General features: G+C 68.1%; 13 protein-coding genes. 9 read left to right on the plus strand and 4 right to left on the minus strand.

Features of this window, described 5'->3' with window-relative positions:
- Positions 1 to 170: 170 nt before the first annotated feature.
- Positions 171 to 1,031, minus strand: a complete 861-nt coding sequence (locus tag ACLF3G_RS20430; protein WP_430671251.1) for a DUF932 domain-containing protein — start codon at positions 1,029 to 1,031, stop codon at positions 171 to 173.
- Between the two features lie 579 nt (positions 1,032 to 1,610).
- Between ACLF3G_RS20430 and ACLF3G_RS20435 the strand changes: the two genes are divergently transcribed.
- The 7 genes from ACLF3G_RS20435 (at position 1,611) to ACLF3G_RS20465 (ending at position 7,812) form a co-directional block, all read left to right on the plus strand.
- The gene (locus tag ACLF3G_RS20435) at positions 1,611 to 1,988 is read left to right on the plus strand and encodes a hypothetical protein (RefSeq protein WP_430671252.1); all 378 of its coding nucleotides are present in this window, start codon (positions 1,611 to 1,613) and stop codon (positions 1,986 to 1,988) included.
- 89 nt (positions 1,989 to 2,077) lie between these two features.
- Positions 2,078 to 2,671 carry a cupredoxin domain-containing protein gene (locus ACLF3G_RS20440; RefSeq protein WP_430671253.1) on the plus strand — a complete coding sequence of 198 codons (594 nt, stop codon included), beginning with the start codon at positions 2,078 to 2,080 and terminating at the stop codon, positions 2,669 to 2,671.
- A 16-nt stretch (positions 2,672 to 2,687) separates the two neighbouring features.
- Positions 2,688 to 4,478 (plus strand): copper resistance system multicopper oxidase, encoded by a 1,791-nt coding sequence (locus ACLF3G_RS20445; protein ID WP_430671254.1) that lies wholly within the window; start codon positions 2,688 to 2,690, stop codon positions 4,476 to 4,478.
- Positions 4,478 to 5,203, plus strand: coding sequence for a copper resistance protein B (locus ACLF3G_RS20450; protein ID WP_430671255.1), 726 nt, complete (start codon positions 4,478 to 4,480; stop codon positions 5,201 to 5,203). The genes ACLF3G_RS20445 and ACLF3G_RS20450 overlap by 1 nt, the downstream gene beginning before the upstream one ends.
- A gap of 35 nt (positions 5,204 to 5,238) precedes the next feature.
- Positions 5,239 to 5,982, plus strand: a complete 744-nt coding sequence (locus ACLF3G_RS20455) for a response regulator transcription factor (protein ID WP_430671256.1) — start codon at positions 5,239 to 5,241, stop codon at positions 5,980 to 5,982.
- The gene (locus tag ACLF3G_RS20460; protein ID WP_430671257.1) at positions 5,979 to 7,325 is read left to right on the plus strand and encodes an ATP-binding protein; all 1,347 of its coding nucleotides are present in this window, start codon (positions 5,979 to 5,981) and stop codon (positions 7,323 to 7,325) included. Before ACLF3G_RS20455 ends, ACLF3G_RS20460 begins: the two co-directional genes overlap by 4 nt.
- A gap of 154 nt (positions 7,326 to 7,479) precedes the next feature.
- Positions 7,480 to 7,812, plus strand: coding sequence for a DUF411 domain-containing protein (locus ACLF3G_RS20465; protein WP_430671258.1), 333 nt, complete (start codon positions 7,480 to 7,482; stop codon positions 7,810 to 7,812).
- Positions 7,813 to 7,829: 17 nt separating this feature from the next.
- On the opposite strand, the gene ACLF3G_RS20470 is transcribed toward ACLF3G_RS20465, so the two are convergent.
- Positions 7,830 to 8,036: a heavy-metal-associated domain-containing protein gene (locus ACLF3G_RS20470; RefSeq protein ID WP_304812798.1), complete on the minus strand. Its 207-nt coding sequence runs from the start codon at positions 8,034 to 8,036 to the stop codon at positions 7,830 to 7,832.
- Between the two features lie 196 nt (positions 8,037 to 8,232).
- On the opposite strand from ACLF3G_RS20470, the gene ACLF3G_RS20475 reads away from it, so the two are divergent.
- Both ACLF3G_RS20475 and ACLF3G_RS20480 read left to right on the plus strand, forming a co-directional pair.
- On the plus strand, positions 8,233 to 8,640 hold the full coding sequence (locus ACLF3G_RS20475; protein ID WP_430671259.1) for a four-helix bundle copper-binding protein: 408 nt from the start codon (positions 8,233 to 8,235) through the stop codon (positions 8,638 to 8,640).
- A 188-nt stretch (positions 8,641 to 8,828) separates the two neighbouring features.
- Positions 8,829 to 11,270, plus strand: coding sequence for a heavy metal translocating P-type ATPase (locus tag ACLF3G_RS20480; protein WP_430671264.1), 2,442 nt, complete (start codon positions 8,829 to 8,831; stop codon positions 11,268 to 11,270).
- A 789-nt stretch (positions 11,271 to 12,059) separates the two neighbouring features.
- Here ACLF3G_RS20480 and istB read toward each other — a convergent pair.
- Together istB and istA are read right to left on the minus strand one after the other, a co-directional pair.
- Positions 12,060 to 12,833 carry an IS21-like element helper ATPase IstB gene (gene istB, locus ACLF3G_RS20485; protein WP_430671197.1) on the minus strand — a complete coding sequence of 258 codons (774 nt, stop codon included), beginning with the start codon at positions 12,831 to 12,833 and terminating at the stop codon, positions 12,060 to 12,062.
- Positions 12,834 to 12,850: 17 nt separating this feature from the next.
- Complete coding sequence (istA, locus tag ACLF3G_RS20490) at positions 12,851 to 14,389, minus strand: IS21 family transposase (RefSeq protein WP_430671198.1); 1,539 nt, start codon at positions 14,387 to 14,389, stop codon at positions 12,851 to 12,853.
- Positions 14,390 to 14,562: the final 173 nt, after the last annotated feature.

The raw sequence follows: 14,562 nt of genomic DNA on the forward strand, positions 1-14,562 counted from the left end.
TTTGGCTGGTCCCCGGCGCCACCACGCCCGGTGCTGTCGTTTGGCAGGTGGCGGCGTTCGGCTACAGGGCACGGCGAGGACGCTAACGCCTCGGCCGTACCGTCTGATTGGAGGGCGCTCGGACACGATCCTTACGCAGGGTCTACTTTGCCGAGCCCCGCCCGATGAAGTCAGCCGCCCTTCAGCTCGGCCATCCTCTCTGTAATTTGCCAAAGTGCGCGGTTGAGCCTCACGTCGCCATCGATGCCGGTAACCTCCCGCGACGTGACCCGGCGCGGCCGGTTCTGCGCATCGCGTATCCAAGCCGTCAGCCCGCCCCGGATGGCATTCTCCTGCACACGGTTGAACACGCGCCACAGGTCGTTGCCGGCATCCGCCGCACGCCGCGGCGCCAGCATCTGCTCCGGTGTAACGGGCGTGTCGGTGTGGCCCTCGGCGTCGCCGAACCGCAGCGTCCGTGCGGCCTCGCCAAGGACCCGCTGCTCGTCCCGGGACAGCGTCACGCCCTGCCAGGCCTCCGCCGCATCCAGCGCGCGTCGCGCATCGTCAAGCACCGCATAGGATCCTTCGATCACCTGGTGAACCACGTCGCCCTTGTGCGGCACCCGGACCTCGGCCCCCTGCCGGTCAGCCACCACCATCCCGTTGAGGCAGATGAGGCGGAACACGCCGGACATCACGCGATAGGCACTGGTGCCATCGTGCGCGTTCAGCAGCACAATCTCAGGAAAGGTGTCGCCCACACGCCGCTCGGCCGGCGCGGCGCCGGCGTGCCGAAAGCGCAGCATGTGCTTGGTGTGCCCGATGCGGCCGGCGTCGCGGGTGCGGGCCTGGGTCGCCGACATCGGCAGGAACCCGTTCTCCCGCATGCCGGCGATGACCTCGGCGGTCGGGATATAGGCGTAGCGATGGCTGCGGCTGTCATGCGCCTCCGCCGCGAAGGCGGATGGGGCGAGGCGGCGGATGTCCTCGTCAGAGAGCGCGGTGACGCCGTTTGGACGGAAGGCATGACGGGTGTTGATGAACGACATGGTGTCTGAGCCCTTTCTCTCTGCTTCGCGCAGCGGGAAGCAGCCGCGCTGCTTCCTTGCCCGTCGGCGAGACCGGGGAAGGAGGGGTGGCATGCGGCAGGGCGCGGCCGGGTTGCGAGGGAGCGGGGTGCGCAGCGCCCTGCGAGGGAGCGGCCCTGCCGCGCCGTAGGTCGCATGCCGAGGGGAACCTGGGGGCGGCGCCCCGTGGTGCCCCGCGGTGGGCCGCGTCCGCGGCCAGCGTTCCGCGTCAGCGGCCGTTACCTGGAGGGCGGAGACCGGCGCAGCGGGGCTCCGGGAGCGGCCTGAGCCGCGAGTAGGGCGCGGCCCCGCCACAACGGGGAGACGCCCTGCTACCCATCGGAGAAGGTAAGGTCAGCAGATCAGCGATGCCCTCCCGGCCTGCTCGTGCGTCGCATCATGAACGTTCTGTCGGATAGTGACCCGGTCCACATACTTTGTTTTGGTCGCGCAAGACGCTCGTCATATGCGGTTGCCATCCTCCCGGTGTACCGCCCCAAAGGGGTGCGGGCATTTCCAGGAGATCTTTACATGTCCCCCTTATTCCGCACCGCATTTGCCGTGGCCATCGCGGTCGGCATCGCCGCACTGCCCAGCTTCGCGCGCGCCGATGGCCGGCCAGTGGTCTCCCTGGAGCCAATGTATCTCGGACGGCTGCCCGTCATGATCTACTCCGACCGCGCTTCGCCGGTGACCTCTCTGCCGGTTCGGCGCGTGACCGGCAGCGGGCAAAACATCGAAATCGAATACGATACCTCCGCCACACCGAGGCCTGTCGTCAGCTGCGTCAATCCACGCATTGTCGGAAGCGGGGAGAACGCCAGCAGCGAGTGCGACGAGGCCGCGACCGCCGCCGCGCCTCACACGATGCCCGACATGGGTGGGGGCCATAATGCGGCACTCTGGAACCTCCAGCGGCTGTCCAATTCGGTCCGCTGACCATCCTCCAGACGTCCTGGTCAGCAATGCTTTGTCATGATCGGGACGTGTCCCATACATGTTGGCAATGCATCCTCCATGCCGAGGGGTTGTTCCGCCCGCCCCCTGTCCAACCATTCCAGGAGAGACCTGTGATCAAGCTGTCCCATCTGGCTGCCCTGACGTTGCTGGCGGCCGCCACCGTGACGCCGGCGATTCTCGTTCCCGCCCCTGCGCTCGCCGCACCGGAAGGCCATGGCAACAACGCCCAGTTGCTCGGCCAGCCGGCCGCGCGCGGCACCGGCCGCGTGGTGCGGATCGAGATGACGGAAAACGCTTACAGCGTGCCGCGCGTCCAGGTTCGCGCCGGCGAGACGATCCGCTTCGTTGCAGTGAACCGCGGCCAGTTCGTACATGAGTTCAGCTTCGCACCGGCTGCCGTCGCGGCCGCGCACCGGCCCGAGATGGCACGCATGTTCGAGCACGGCATGATCACGCCGGAGCGCGTCGTCAGCCTGACGATGACGATGCCGGACGGCACGCGCATGGACCACACTGCGCCCAACACGGTGCTCGTGGAGCCGGGCAAGACCGGCGAAATCTCCTGGCGCTTCACGCGCGCCGGCACCATTGAGATCGCCTGCAACGTTCCCGGCCACTACGAGAGCGGCATGGCGGCCGAACTCGTCGTGACGCCGCGCTGAACGACGGAGAACGCACATGACCAGCCCGCTTTCCCGTCGTGACTCCCTAAAGCTGGCCGCCGCCGCCGGGATGGCGGGCGTGGTCACCGCCTTCCCAGGCCGCCAGAGCTTCGCCAATGCGCATCGGGTTCAGGATCTGGCGGTGGAGGCTACGCGCATCACCGTTGATGGCGCGCAGACCAATGCGCTGACCATCGGCGGGACGGTACCTGGCCCGCTGCTGCATTGGCGCGAGGGCGAGGAGGTGGTGATCCGCGTCACCAACCGCCTGAGCGAGCCGACCTCCATCCATTGGCACGGCCTTTTGCTCGCCGGCGTCATGGACGGCGCGCCCGGCTTCAACGGCTATGAGGCAATCCAGCCCGGTCAGACCTACACTTACCGCTTCCAGCTGCGCCAAGCCGGCACCTACTGGTACCACAGCCATTCCGCGGCGCAGGAGCAGGCGGGCATGTACGGCGCAATCGTCATTGAGCCGGCACGGCCGGAGCCGGTGCGGGTGACTCGCGACTACGTCGTAATGCTCTCGGACCACAGCCCGGAGGCACCTGACGCCATCTTCCGCAATCTCCGAAACCGCGAAGGCTACTACAACCGTGGCCAGCGTACGCTCGTGGACTTCATGCGCGACGTCCGCCGCGACGGCTGGAGCGCCACGATGGCCGAGCGCATGTCCTGGGGGGAAATGCGGATGGACCCGACGGATTTGGCGGATGTCACCGGTTACAAGTTTCTGGTCAACGGACGCGGTCCGCAGGACAACAAGACCTTCCTGTTCACGCCGGGCGAGCGGGTACGGCTGCGTTTTATCAACGGCTCCGCCATGTCCATCTACGACGTGGCAATCCCTGACCTGCGGATGACGGTGATCTCGGCGGATGGACTGCCGGTGATCCCGGTGCCGGTCGACGAGTTCCGCATCGGCGTCGGCGAGACCTACGACGTGGTGGTCAACCCGACGGAGGCGCGCGCCTTCACCATCATGTCAGAGCCCCTCGACCGCAGCGGCTATGCGCGCGCCACGTTGGCGCCGCGCGAGGGGATGGAGGCGCCGATCCCGCCACGCCGGCCACGGACCGTGTTGACCATGGCGGATATGGGCATGGCTCATGGCGGCATGGCGATGGGCAGCGGGGCGATGGCCGGCATGGACCATAGTGCCATGGCAATGGGTGGCGCCGCGGCAGGCGGCTCGGCGATGGCTGGCATGAATCATGGCGGCATGCCGATGGGTGGAAGCGGCACCGGCACAGCCGCCCCGGCGCCGGCTGCGGCTAATCCCCATGCGGGACATGCGATGCCTGGCGCTGCGGCCATGGCCGATCCGAATAATCCGCTGGGCTGGGAACAGGCCGGCACGCCCGAAGGCAAGCGTGCCCTGCGCTACGCGGACCTCCGCAGCACGCAAGCTCGCCCAAATGCGCCGCAACCGTCGCGGGACATCGTCCTGCGCCTGACCGGCCAGATGGGGCGCTATTCCTGGTCGCTGAACGATCGCCGCTTCGGCATGGAAGAGGCCATCCGCGTCCGCCAGGGCGACAGGGTGCGCATTCGCTTCCTGAACGAGACGATGATGGCGCATCCGATGCACCTGCACGGGATGTTCATGGAGATGGAGAACGGCGCGGGCGACCGGCTGCCCTACAAGCACGTCGTACTCGTCCGTCCGGGTGCCGAAGCCTCGGTCCTTCTTACCGCCGACGAGGTGGGTGACTGGCCGCTGCACTGCCACCTCCTGTTCCACATGGAGGCCGGCATGATGACGCGCTTCATCGTCGAGCCGGCCCGCGTGGCGAGCGCCGGCTGATGCGGGCTATCCTGCTTGGCGCCGTCGCGGGATCTTTCCTCGCGGCGGCAACACCTGCGCTCGCCCACAACCACGACGCCATCGGCTACGTGGTTCGCCTCAACAATTTCGACTACGGCGGGTCATCGTTGGGCGACCGCTTCTCCTGGGACCTCGATGCGCGGGTTGGCACTTATGACCACCGGCTGCTGTTCCGCACAGAAGGCGAGCAGATCCGTGGCCAGACAGACAAAGCCGAGATCCAGCTCTTCTATAACCGGCCGATTTCGGAATTCTGGGACGTCAATGTCGGATGGCGCCGCGACTTCTTTCGGACCAACAGGAACTACGGTGCCTTCGGCTTCTCGGGCATCGCGCCCTACTTCATCGAGGTCGAGGCCACCGCCTATGTCAGCGAGGAAGGCGTGCTGAGCGGGCGTCTGGAGCTGGCGACCGAATTGCTCATCGCCCGCAGCGTCTTCAACGATACCGGGCCAGGGCTCTACCTCAAGCCCGCCATCGAGCTCAACGCGAGTGCCGGCAACGACCGCGAGCTGGAGGTCAGACGAGGGGTGACCGATATGGAGCTGTCGCTGCAGCTGCGTTATGAATTCACGCCCCAGATCGCGCCCTATGTCCAGGTGGGTTGGGAGCGGCAGCTGGGCGAGACGGCGAACCTGGCGCGCGCCAATGGCGAGCGTGTCGCCAACAGCTACGCCGTCATTGGCATCCGGTCGCTTTTCTGATGCCGCCGAGGCCGCGTTTAGGAAGGTAGGCAGAGATGCGGAGCGATCAGTTGTCGCCCGAGGCACATCTCCTTGTTGTCGAGGACGACGGGGAGATGCGGAATCTGATCACCAAGTTTCTGCGCCAGAACGGCTTCCGCGTCACCGGTGCGCGCGACGGACGGGAGATGTGGGACGTGCTGGGCAATGCGCCGGTGGACCTCGTCCTCCTCGACGTCATGCTGCCCGGGCAATCGGGCCTCGACCTGTGCCGCGCCCTGCGGACCAAGTCCGGCGTGCCGATAATCATGGTAACGGCGCGCGGGGAGGAGGCGGACCGCGTTCTCGGCCTCGAATTGGGCGCGGATGACTACATTCCAAAGCCGTTCGGCCGCGCGGAACTGCTGGCGCGGGTGCGCGCGCTGCTACGCCGGTCCAGCGGAGCGGCCGGCGAGCCGGTGGCGGGCGCTATGGGCGACACGCTGAATTTTGGTGGCTGGTCGCTTGATGCGCGCCGACGTGAGTTGGCTTCGCCAGAAGGCGTAGCGGTGGACCTCTCGGGCGGCGAATACGACCTTTTGCTCGCCTTCTGCGAGCACCCGCAGCGTGTGCTGAGCCGCGACCAGCTGCTCGACCTTGCTCGAAATCGGCACGCCTTCAACGGCACCGATCGGTCGGTGGATGTTATGGTGAGCCGGTTGCGCCGGAAACTGGAGCCGACGGACGAGAGTCCAGCAGTGATCAAAACCATCCGGGGTGCCGGCTATATGCTGGTGCCTGCCGTAAAGCGCGGCGCGTGACGCGGCTCGGCTGGCTGGTTCCCAGGACGCTCGGCGGGCGCGTCGTCCTCGTCCTACTGGTTGGCCTGCTCACCTTCCACGTCGGCAGCCTTTGGCTGCACCAGGCGGGAACGGAGGCGCTGCTCGGCACGACATGGGAATCGGGGCTGGCTGAGCGTCTGGTTTCTGCCAAGCGGGCCGTGGCCGCGCTGCCGCTGGCGGAACGCGATGGCACGGCCCATGCCCTGTCATCCGCTAGCCTCGACCTGCATTGGACGGCAGAACCGGCCGTGAACCTGGTGGAGGAGGCAAGCTCGCGCATCGAAGCGCTCCGGGCCAGGTTGGGCGAGCTGGTGCCGGCCTCCGACCTCGCCGGACTTCGCCTAGGCTATGCTGGGCAGGGCGCGATGCAAGCCGACCCGGCGCGCCACCTGCTGCTGGGTGCCCTGCCGCTGGCGGATGGAAGCTGGCTCAACTTCTCAGCGACGCTGCTGCGCTCGGGCTCGCCTGAACATGCGACACTCCTGTCCACCACGGCCATGGGGGTTGGCATCCTCATCCTCGCGCTGTTCGTGGTCCGGCTGATTGGCCGGCCGCTGCGCGCACTGTCTGAGGCGGCGGATCGGATTGGCGGGGCCGGGCCGCAAGCGCCAATCCCGGACGAAGGGCCGCGCGAGGTCCGTCAGGCGGCGCAGGCCTTCAACCGGATGCAGGGGCGCATTGACCGCCTCATCGCCGACCGTACCCAGGCCCTGGCCGCGGTCAGCCACGATCTTCGCACACCCATAGCGCGGTTGCGGCTGCGCGCCGGCTTCCTGGACGATGCCGAGGCGGCGCAGGCGATCGATGCAGACCTCGACGAGATGGAGGCGATGGTGTCGGCGACGCTCGCCTATCTACGTGGCGATGCGGAGACGGAGGAGCGGCGGCCGGCCGATGTCGTCGCCATGGTGGAGACGCTGTGCGACGCTGCCACCGATGCTGGCGCGGCTGCGACCTATGCCGGTCCGCCCCAGGCACGCCTGACGTGCCGACCGGTGACGCTGAAGCGCGCCCTCGCCAACCTCATCGACAATGCGGCAAAGTATGGCGGCGGCGCCCAGGTGGAACTTGAGGACCGGAGCGACAGGCTCATCCTGCAGGTACAGGATCACGGCCCGGGTATCCCGGAAGCGGAGCTAGAGGCGGTGTTCGAGCCGTTCCGGCGGCTGGAAGAATCGCGTAACCGCGGTACAGGCGGCAGCGGCCTCGGGCTCACCATCGCGCGCCAAGCCATCGAGCAGCATGGCGGTACCTTGCAGCTTTCGAACCGACCCGGCGGCGGATTGCTGGCCGCGGTCGTGCTGCCGAAACCACGGCATTGAAGGAGGATATGGCATGATTCCAACGAAGCGCGGCCTAGCCCTTGCGGCATTCGGCCTTCTTGTGGCGCCGGCGGTGGCGCGGGCGCAGCCGCTGCCGCGGGTCCAGGTCTGGCGGGATGCTAACTGCGGCTGTTGCGGCGGCTGGGTAGACCACATGCGGGCCGCAGGCTTCCCGTTGGAGGACAATATTGTGCAATCCGTCGCCGCGATGCGCCGCACGCTGCGCACTCCATCGGACCTGCTGTCCTGCCACGCCGCCCTGGTGGATGGGTACGTGCTGGAAGGGCACGTTCCCGCCGCCGCGGTGAAGCGCCTGCTGGCGACACGGCCGGCCAGCATCCGGGGTCTGGCGGCGCCGGCGATGCCCGCCGGCTCGCCGGGAATGGAGATGCCGGGCGTGACGCCTGACACGTACGACATCATTGCCTTTGATGAAGGAAACGGCAGGATGAGCTTCATGCGCTTCCGCGGCGGCGAGCCGGTCTGAGCGCAAGCCTCGCCGCTTCAGGACGCGACAAGTTCGGCCTTCCAACCGGCCGCCATTAGGGCCTGTCCCAGTCGTGCGGCATCGTTCGCCTCGGCATCCACCTCGACCTCTCGCCGATCGAGGTCGATGCGAAGCGACATCTCGGCGGCCGCCTCACGCAGGGTTGCCGTCACGCCCTTCGCGCAGCCGCCGCAGCTCATGTTCAGGATGCGGAACCGGACCATGGTGCTTTCTCTCGTCTTCCGCGAGGAGACATGGTGCTTCACCCAAGGGGAAGGTCAAGGCATCCAACCGCGGGACATAGTTTGTCGCATTATGGCCGCGAACCACGAGGGGAGCCGCCGGGTTCAGCGGCGGGCCGCCAGCGCCAGCCACGGTCGCGCCTGGATGACCCGCCACCACGAACGCAGGAGACCCCTCATGCACGCCCAACAAATTATCGCCACCCACCCGCAGGTAAAGGGCAACACGAACGACGCCCTGATCCGTTGCATCGAGCAATGCTACGACTGCGGTCAAGCCTGCATCGCCTGCGCCGATGCCTGCCTCGGCGAGGACATGGTGGCGCAACTGGCGCAGTGTATCCGCAGCGATCTCGACTGCGCCGATGCCTGCTTCGCGACCGGAGCCGTCGCCTCGCGCCGCACCGGGTCGAACGAGGCCGTGATCCGGGCCATGCTGACGGCCTGCGAAACAGCCTGCCGCGCCTGCGCCGAAGAGTGCGAGCGACACGCGGGACATCACGAACATTGCCGCATCTGCGCCGAGGCCTGCCGCGCCTGCGAACGGGCCTGCGGCGAGGCGCTGCGGAGCATGCAGCCCGGCTGAGGTGAAGCAAGCCGTGCCACGAAAGAAATCTGGCATGCCCTCTTGACCTTCCCATTTTGGGAGGCCCTACCTGCCTTGGCGACTGTTCCAAGTTGAGGAGTAGGCGCATGTCGCCAGAGAGCATGATAGGCGGTCCGGAGCGGGCCGACTTAAGAAATGGCACGATGCTCAGCCTCCCGGTCGAAGGGATGACCTGTGCCTCCTGCGTTGGCCGCGTCGAGCGGGCCCTGGCTGCGCTTCCGGGCGTGACCGGGGCCTCAGTCAACCTGGCGACGGAGCGTGCCGAGCTGCGCTTCGCCGGCGCGCCCGATCTGCCCGCAGCCGCGGCCGCCATTAGCCGTGCCGGCTATGCGGTGCCCGAAGCGACCGGGGAACTGGCCATCGAAGGCATGACCTGCGCCTCCTGCGTCGGCCGGGTGGAGCGGGCGCTAATGGCCGTGCCGGGCGTACTCGGCGCGAGCGTCAATCTGGCGACCGAGCGGGGGACGGTGCGCCATCTTGCCGGCCTTGCGCCCGACGCTTTGGTCGAGGCGGTGCGCCGTGCGGGCTACGCGGCACGCCCAGCCGGGGTGACGGAAGCCGTGGCCCGGGAAGAGGACGGGCGGGAACGGCGCGAGCGGGAGATTGCTGGATTGCGCCGCGCGACGATCCTGGCGGCGGCCCTGACGCTGCCGCTCTTCGTGCTGGAGATGGGCGCGCATCTGGTTCCGGCCTTCCACCACTGGATCGCGATGACGGTGGGCACGCAGGCGTCCTGGATCGTGCAGTTCATCCTCGCCACCGCCGTGATGGCGGGACCGGGCTTGCGCTTCCATCGCGTGGGCTGGCCCAACCTGCTGCGTGGCGCGCCTGACATGAATTCGCTCGTGGCACTCGGCACCGGCGCCGCCTGGGCCTATTCCGTGGTTGCCACCTTCGCGCCGGCGCTGCTGCCGGCACAGGCACTGGCAGTGTATTATGAGGCCGCCGCGGTGATCGTGACGCTGATCCTGCTCGGCCGTTACCTGGAGGCCCGCAGCAAGGGCCGCACCTCCGAGGCGATCCGCCGACTGATGGGCCTGCAGCCCCGCACGGCGCGCATCGAGCGCGACGGCGAGGCGGTCGAGGTCGCTTTGGCCGAGCTGCGCGCCGGCGACGCCGTGCTGGTCCGCCCCGGCGAGCGCGTGCCGGTGGATGGCGAGGTGCTGGATGGTCGGTCCTACGTGGATGAGAGCATGGTGACGGGCGAACCGGTCCCCGTGGAGAAGTCCGCCGGTGCACAGGTCGTGGGCGGCACCGTCAACACGACGGGCGCCTTCCGCTTCCGCGCCACCGCAGTCGGCGCTGATACGGTGCTGGCGCAGATCGTGCGGATGGTCGAGGCCGCGCAGGGATCGAAGCTGCCGATCCAGGCCTTGGTGGACCGCGTGACCCTGTGGTTCGTGCCGGCCGTGATGGCAGTAGCCGCGCTGACCTTCCTCGCTTGGCTGATCTTCGGACCCGAGCCGGCACTGACCTTTGCGCTGGTCAATGCCGTCGCTGTGCTAATCATCGCATGTCCCTGCGCGATGGGGCTCGCCACGCCAACCTCGATCATGGTCGGCACCGGCCGCGCCGCAGAGATGGGTGTGCTGTTCCGCCGGGGCGAGGCGTTGCAGACCTTGCGCGAGGCGCGCGTGGTCGCGCTAGACAAGACCGGCACCTTAACCAGGGGACGGCCTGAGCTGACCGATCTCGTTGTGGCGCCGGGCTTCGAGGCCGATGCGATGCTGGCGCTCGTCGCCGCCGCCGAGGCACGCTCCGAGCACCCGGTCGCGGCAGCGATCGTGCAGGCTGCGAAGGCGCGCGGGCTGGCCATTGGCGAGGCGGAGGGCTTCGAGGCAATGGCGGGCTTCGGCATCGCCGCAACCGTGGCGGGACAGCTGGTGACAGTCGGCGCGGACCGCTTCATGACCCGCAACGGCGTGGATGTATCCTCTTTCGCGGAGGTCGCGGCGCGGATGGGTGACGAGGGCAAGACGCCCCTCTATGCCGCCATCGACGGCCGCCTCGCCGCCGCCATCGCGGTGGCCGACCCGATCCGGGAGACAACGCCGGCCGCGATCGCAGGCCTTCACGCGCTCGGCCTCAAGATCGCAATGGTGACGGGCGACAACCGGCGCACCGCGGATGCCATTGCCCGCAAGCTCGGCATCGACGAAGTGGAGGCGGAGGTGCTGCCCGACGGCAAGGTCGCCGTGGTGCAGCGGCTGAAGGCGGGCGGTACGCGCAAGGTCGCCTTCGTCGGCGATGGCATCAACGATGCGCCGGCACTGGCCGCCGCGGATGTTGGGCTGGCCATCGGCACCGGCACGGACATCGCCATCGAAAGCGCCGATGTGGTGCTGATGTCAGGCGACCTGCGCGGCGTGCCGGATGCCATCGCCCTGAGCCAGGCGACGATCCGCAACATCCGCCAGAACCTGTTCTGGGCCTTTGCCTACAATGCCGCGCTGATTCCAGTGGCGGCGGGGGTGCTGTTTCCGGCTTTTGGCGTGCTGCTTTCGCCGATCCTGGCCGCGGTGGCCATGGGCCTGTCCAGCGTCTTCGTGCTCAGCAACGCGCTGCGGCTGCGAGGCTTCCGCGCCACAGCGCGCGGCGCCGGGGCATGAGGCACCGGCCCAGTGCGCTGGATCCGGATGATCCAGACGGTGCGGACACGGTAATAATCCGACAAAGTGTGTCGGGCACTACCGCACTGCCGTCGCCGACGTTACCAGGAAATGTCTGCCGGCCTGTTGAAGAATACACCGCAGGCAGGCCGACCCCAAACGAGGAGACGAACATGCTGGAACGAAACCTGGCGCGACCACTGGCTCTGACGCTCCTGCTCGGCCTTGGCGTGGCAGCGTGCGCGCCTCAGCAGGGTACTTCGGGTACAGCGGCGTCGAGCACCCCTGCCTCGTCCATGCAGGGCCACAACATGTCCAGCATGCAGGGCCGGGGAATGTCTGGAATGGACCACCAGGCGATGATGGCCCACTGTGCTCAGATGCGGCAGCAGCCCCAGCCGGGGGCGAGCCAGTCCGCCAGCATGCAGCAGATGATGGCGCAGTGCAGCCAGATGGAACGGTCGATGGGGTCGTCCCCGACCAGGTGACGCGGCCTTGTACTGACGCTCGTCGTACCATGTACGCCTGCATAGAAGGCGAGCCGCCAGTTAACCGGCGGCTCTCCAATTCTATAAGGTAAGCGGCTACTCGGCCGCCATTTGCGCCGGTGCCTCGGTTGGCGCCGCAGTGACAGAAGGCACGCGCAGCAGGGATGGCGCCCATCCCTTGCCATCCAGCAAACCCACCGCCGTATTGCGTATTCCAGTGATCGTGGGCACCAATTCCAGGCGATCGTGGGCACGAATTCCACGGCATCGTGGGCAGGTGTCATGCCGACGGCTTTGTGGATCAGGAAGGCCGATTGGCGTCAAGCGTTTCGGCTAACGCGGCTCGCCTGGCGGCAGTGCGACGCATGCTTTCTCCCCTGAGCTCGATGCGATGGGCGTTGTGGATCAGGCGGTCGAGGATGGCGTCGGCGAGCGTCGGATTGCCGATCACGGCGTCCCACTGGGCCACCGGCACCTGGCTGGTGACGATGGTGGAACTGCGGCCATGGCGGTCCTCCAGGATCTCCAGCAGATCCTCGCGTTCCGCCTGGGTCAGCACCGCCAGGCCCCAGTCGTCCAGCACCAGCAGCTCGACCTTCGCCAGGGCCTTCAGGGCGCGGCTGTGGCGGCCGTCGCCGCGGGCGATAGCCAGGGCCTCGAATAGCCTGGGAACCCGCTGGTACAGCACGCGCCGGCCATCTCGGCAGGCCTTATGGGCCAGCGCGCAGGCCAGCCAGGACTTGCCGACGCCGGTCGGGCCGGTGACCAGCAGCCCCTCATGCCGGTCGATCCAGTCGCCGGCCACCAGCTTCTGGAACAGTGCCCGGTCGAGGCCGCGCGGCGTGCGCATGTCGACATCCTCGATGCTGGCGTTGTGGCGCAGCGCGGCATGCTTGAGCCGGGTGGTCAGGCGCCGGGTTTCCCGCTCGGCGGCCTCGCGATCGACCAGCAGGCCAAGGCGTTCCTCGAAGCTCAACGCGCCGATGTCGGGCGATCGTCTCTGGTCCTCGAAACCGCGGGCCATGCCGGCAAGGCCGAGCGCGATCAGGCGCTCATGGGTGGGATGGGCGAGCATAGGTTCTCCTTTGCTGTTCAATGGAAATAGCCGCCGCCACGGATGTTGCCGTGGGCCGGCGGTGGCTGGCGCTCCGGCTCCGCATCCAGGAAGGCCCGGTCGAGGCCGTTCTGGAGGATCGAACGGATGGAGCCGACGGAGCGGGCGCGGATGCTGACGCCGCGGGCGCAGGCAGCCTCCAGCCGGACGGCGCCATAGCTCCGCGCCAGGCCCAGGATGCCGAGGCAGGTGCGGAAGCCCTGTTCGGGATGCGGCCGCGCCGCCATCACCGCGTCGCACAGCGCCATGGCGGAGGGCCCGATCCTGCCGGCCTCCTCCAGCAGCCGCGCCGGCGTCCACTGGGCGTGGCGGCGGTGCGCGCTCGGCATGTGCTCGGGGATGGTGGTGTGGCCGCGCCGGTTCGGCACCCGGGCATGGCTGGCCACCCGCTCACCCTTGTGGAACACCTCCAGCGTCGCCTCGCCGATGCGGACATCGAGCAGCTGGCGGATCAGGCCGTAGGGCACCGAATACCAATGGCCATCGGCCTCGACGTGGTAGTCGGGGCCGACCCGGCAGCGGCGCCAGCGTGCAAAGGCATAGGGCGGCGTCCGTAGCGGCCGCAGCGCCGGGACATCCAGGCTGGCGAAAAGCTCCGCCCGGCTGGCCCCAAAGCCGCGCATCAGGCGGGCGTTCAATTCGGCCGTCAGGGCGCTGATCGCCGCGTTGAGCTCGGCCAGCGAGAAGAACCGGGCGTTGCGCAGCCTCGCCAGAATCCACCGCTCCGCCAGCAGCACCGACTGCTCCACCTTCGCTTTGTCCCGCGGCTTGCCCGGCCGCGCCGGCAGGATGGCGGTGCCGTAGTACGTCGCCATCTCCAGGTAGGACCGGTTCAGCCCGGGATCATGGCGGTCGGGGTTGGTGACCGCGGACTTGAGGTTGTCGCAGACCACGAATTTCGGCACCCCGCCCAGCGCGGCGAACAGGTTCACATGCGCGCCCAGCCATTCTGCCAGGCCCTCGCTGGCCCGGGCCTCGGCGAATACCAGGCTGGAGGCGCCCATGCAGGCCACGAACAGCTTGGCCTGCCAGATCTCGCCGCTGTCCGGGTCGATCACGCCGATGGTGTCGCCGGCGAAGTCCACGAAGACCTTCTCGCCGCCGACGTGGCTCTGCCGCATGGTCGGTGAGACCTGGGATTTCCAGGCGTCGTAAGCCTCGCAGAACCAGGAATAGCCGAAGCCGTCCGGCTGTTCCGCACGGTACTCCTGCCACAGCAGCGCCCGGGTCACGCCGCGCCGCCGCAATTCACGCTCCACCGCCGCCCAGTCTGGCAATGGCCGCGCCGCCTCTGGCGCCGGCTGACCCGGAAACAGCCGACGCTCCAGCGCCGTATCGTCCATCCCAGCCGGCAGCGGCCAGGACAGCCCCGCCGCCCGCGCCCGCGACACATAGGACGCGACCGCGCCTTTGCTGATGGCAACCGCCGTCGCCAGGACGCGGTCGCTCAGCCCAGCCTCGAACTTCAGACGCAGCACGTCGCGAATCCGGCGCATCGACAATCTCTCGGTAGGCATCGGCAGACCCCGTTCAGGACGAGGCCCACTTAGCCGGCTCAGACTGTCGGCAATTCACCCCAGGCAACCCTCAGCCGGGTGCCCACGATCCCGTGGAATCCGTGCCCATCATCCCGTGGAACCGCCGCCCACGATGCCGTGGAATCACTGCCCACGATGCCGTGGAATTCGCA

The organism is Falsiroseomonas sp. HC035 (genome assembly GCF_050563525.1).
Lineage (GTDB): Bacteria > Pseudomonadota > Alphaproteobacteria > Acetobacterales > Acetobacteraceae > Falsiroseomonas.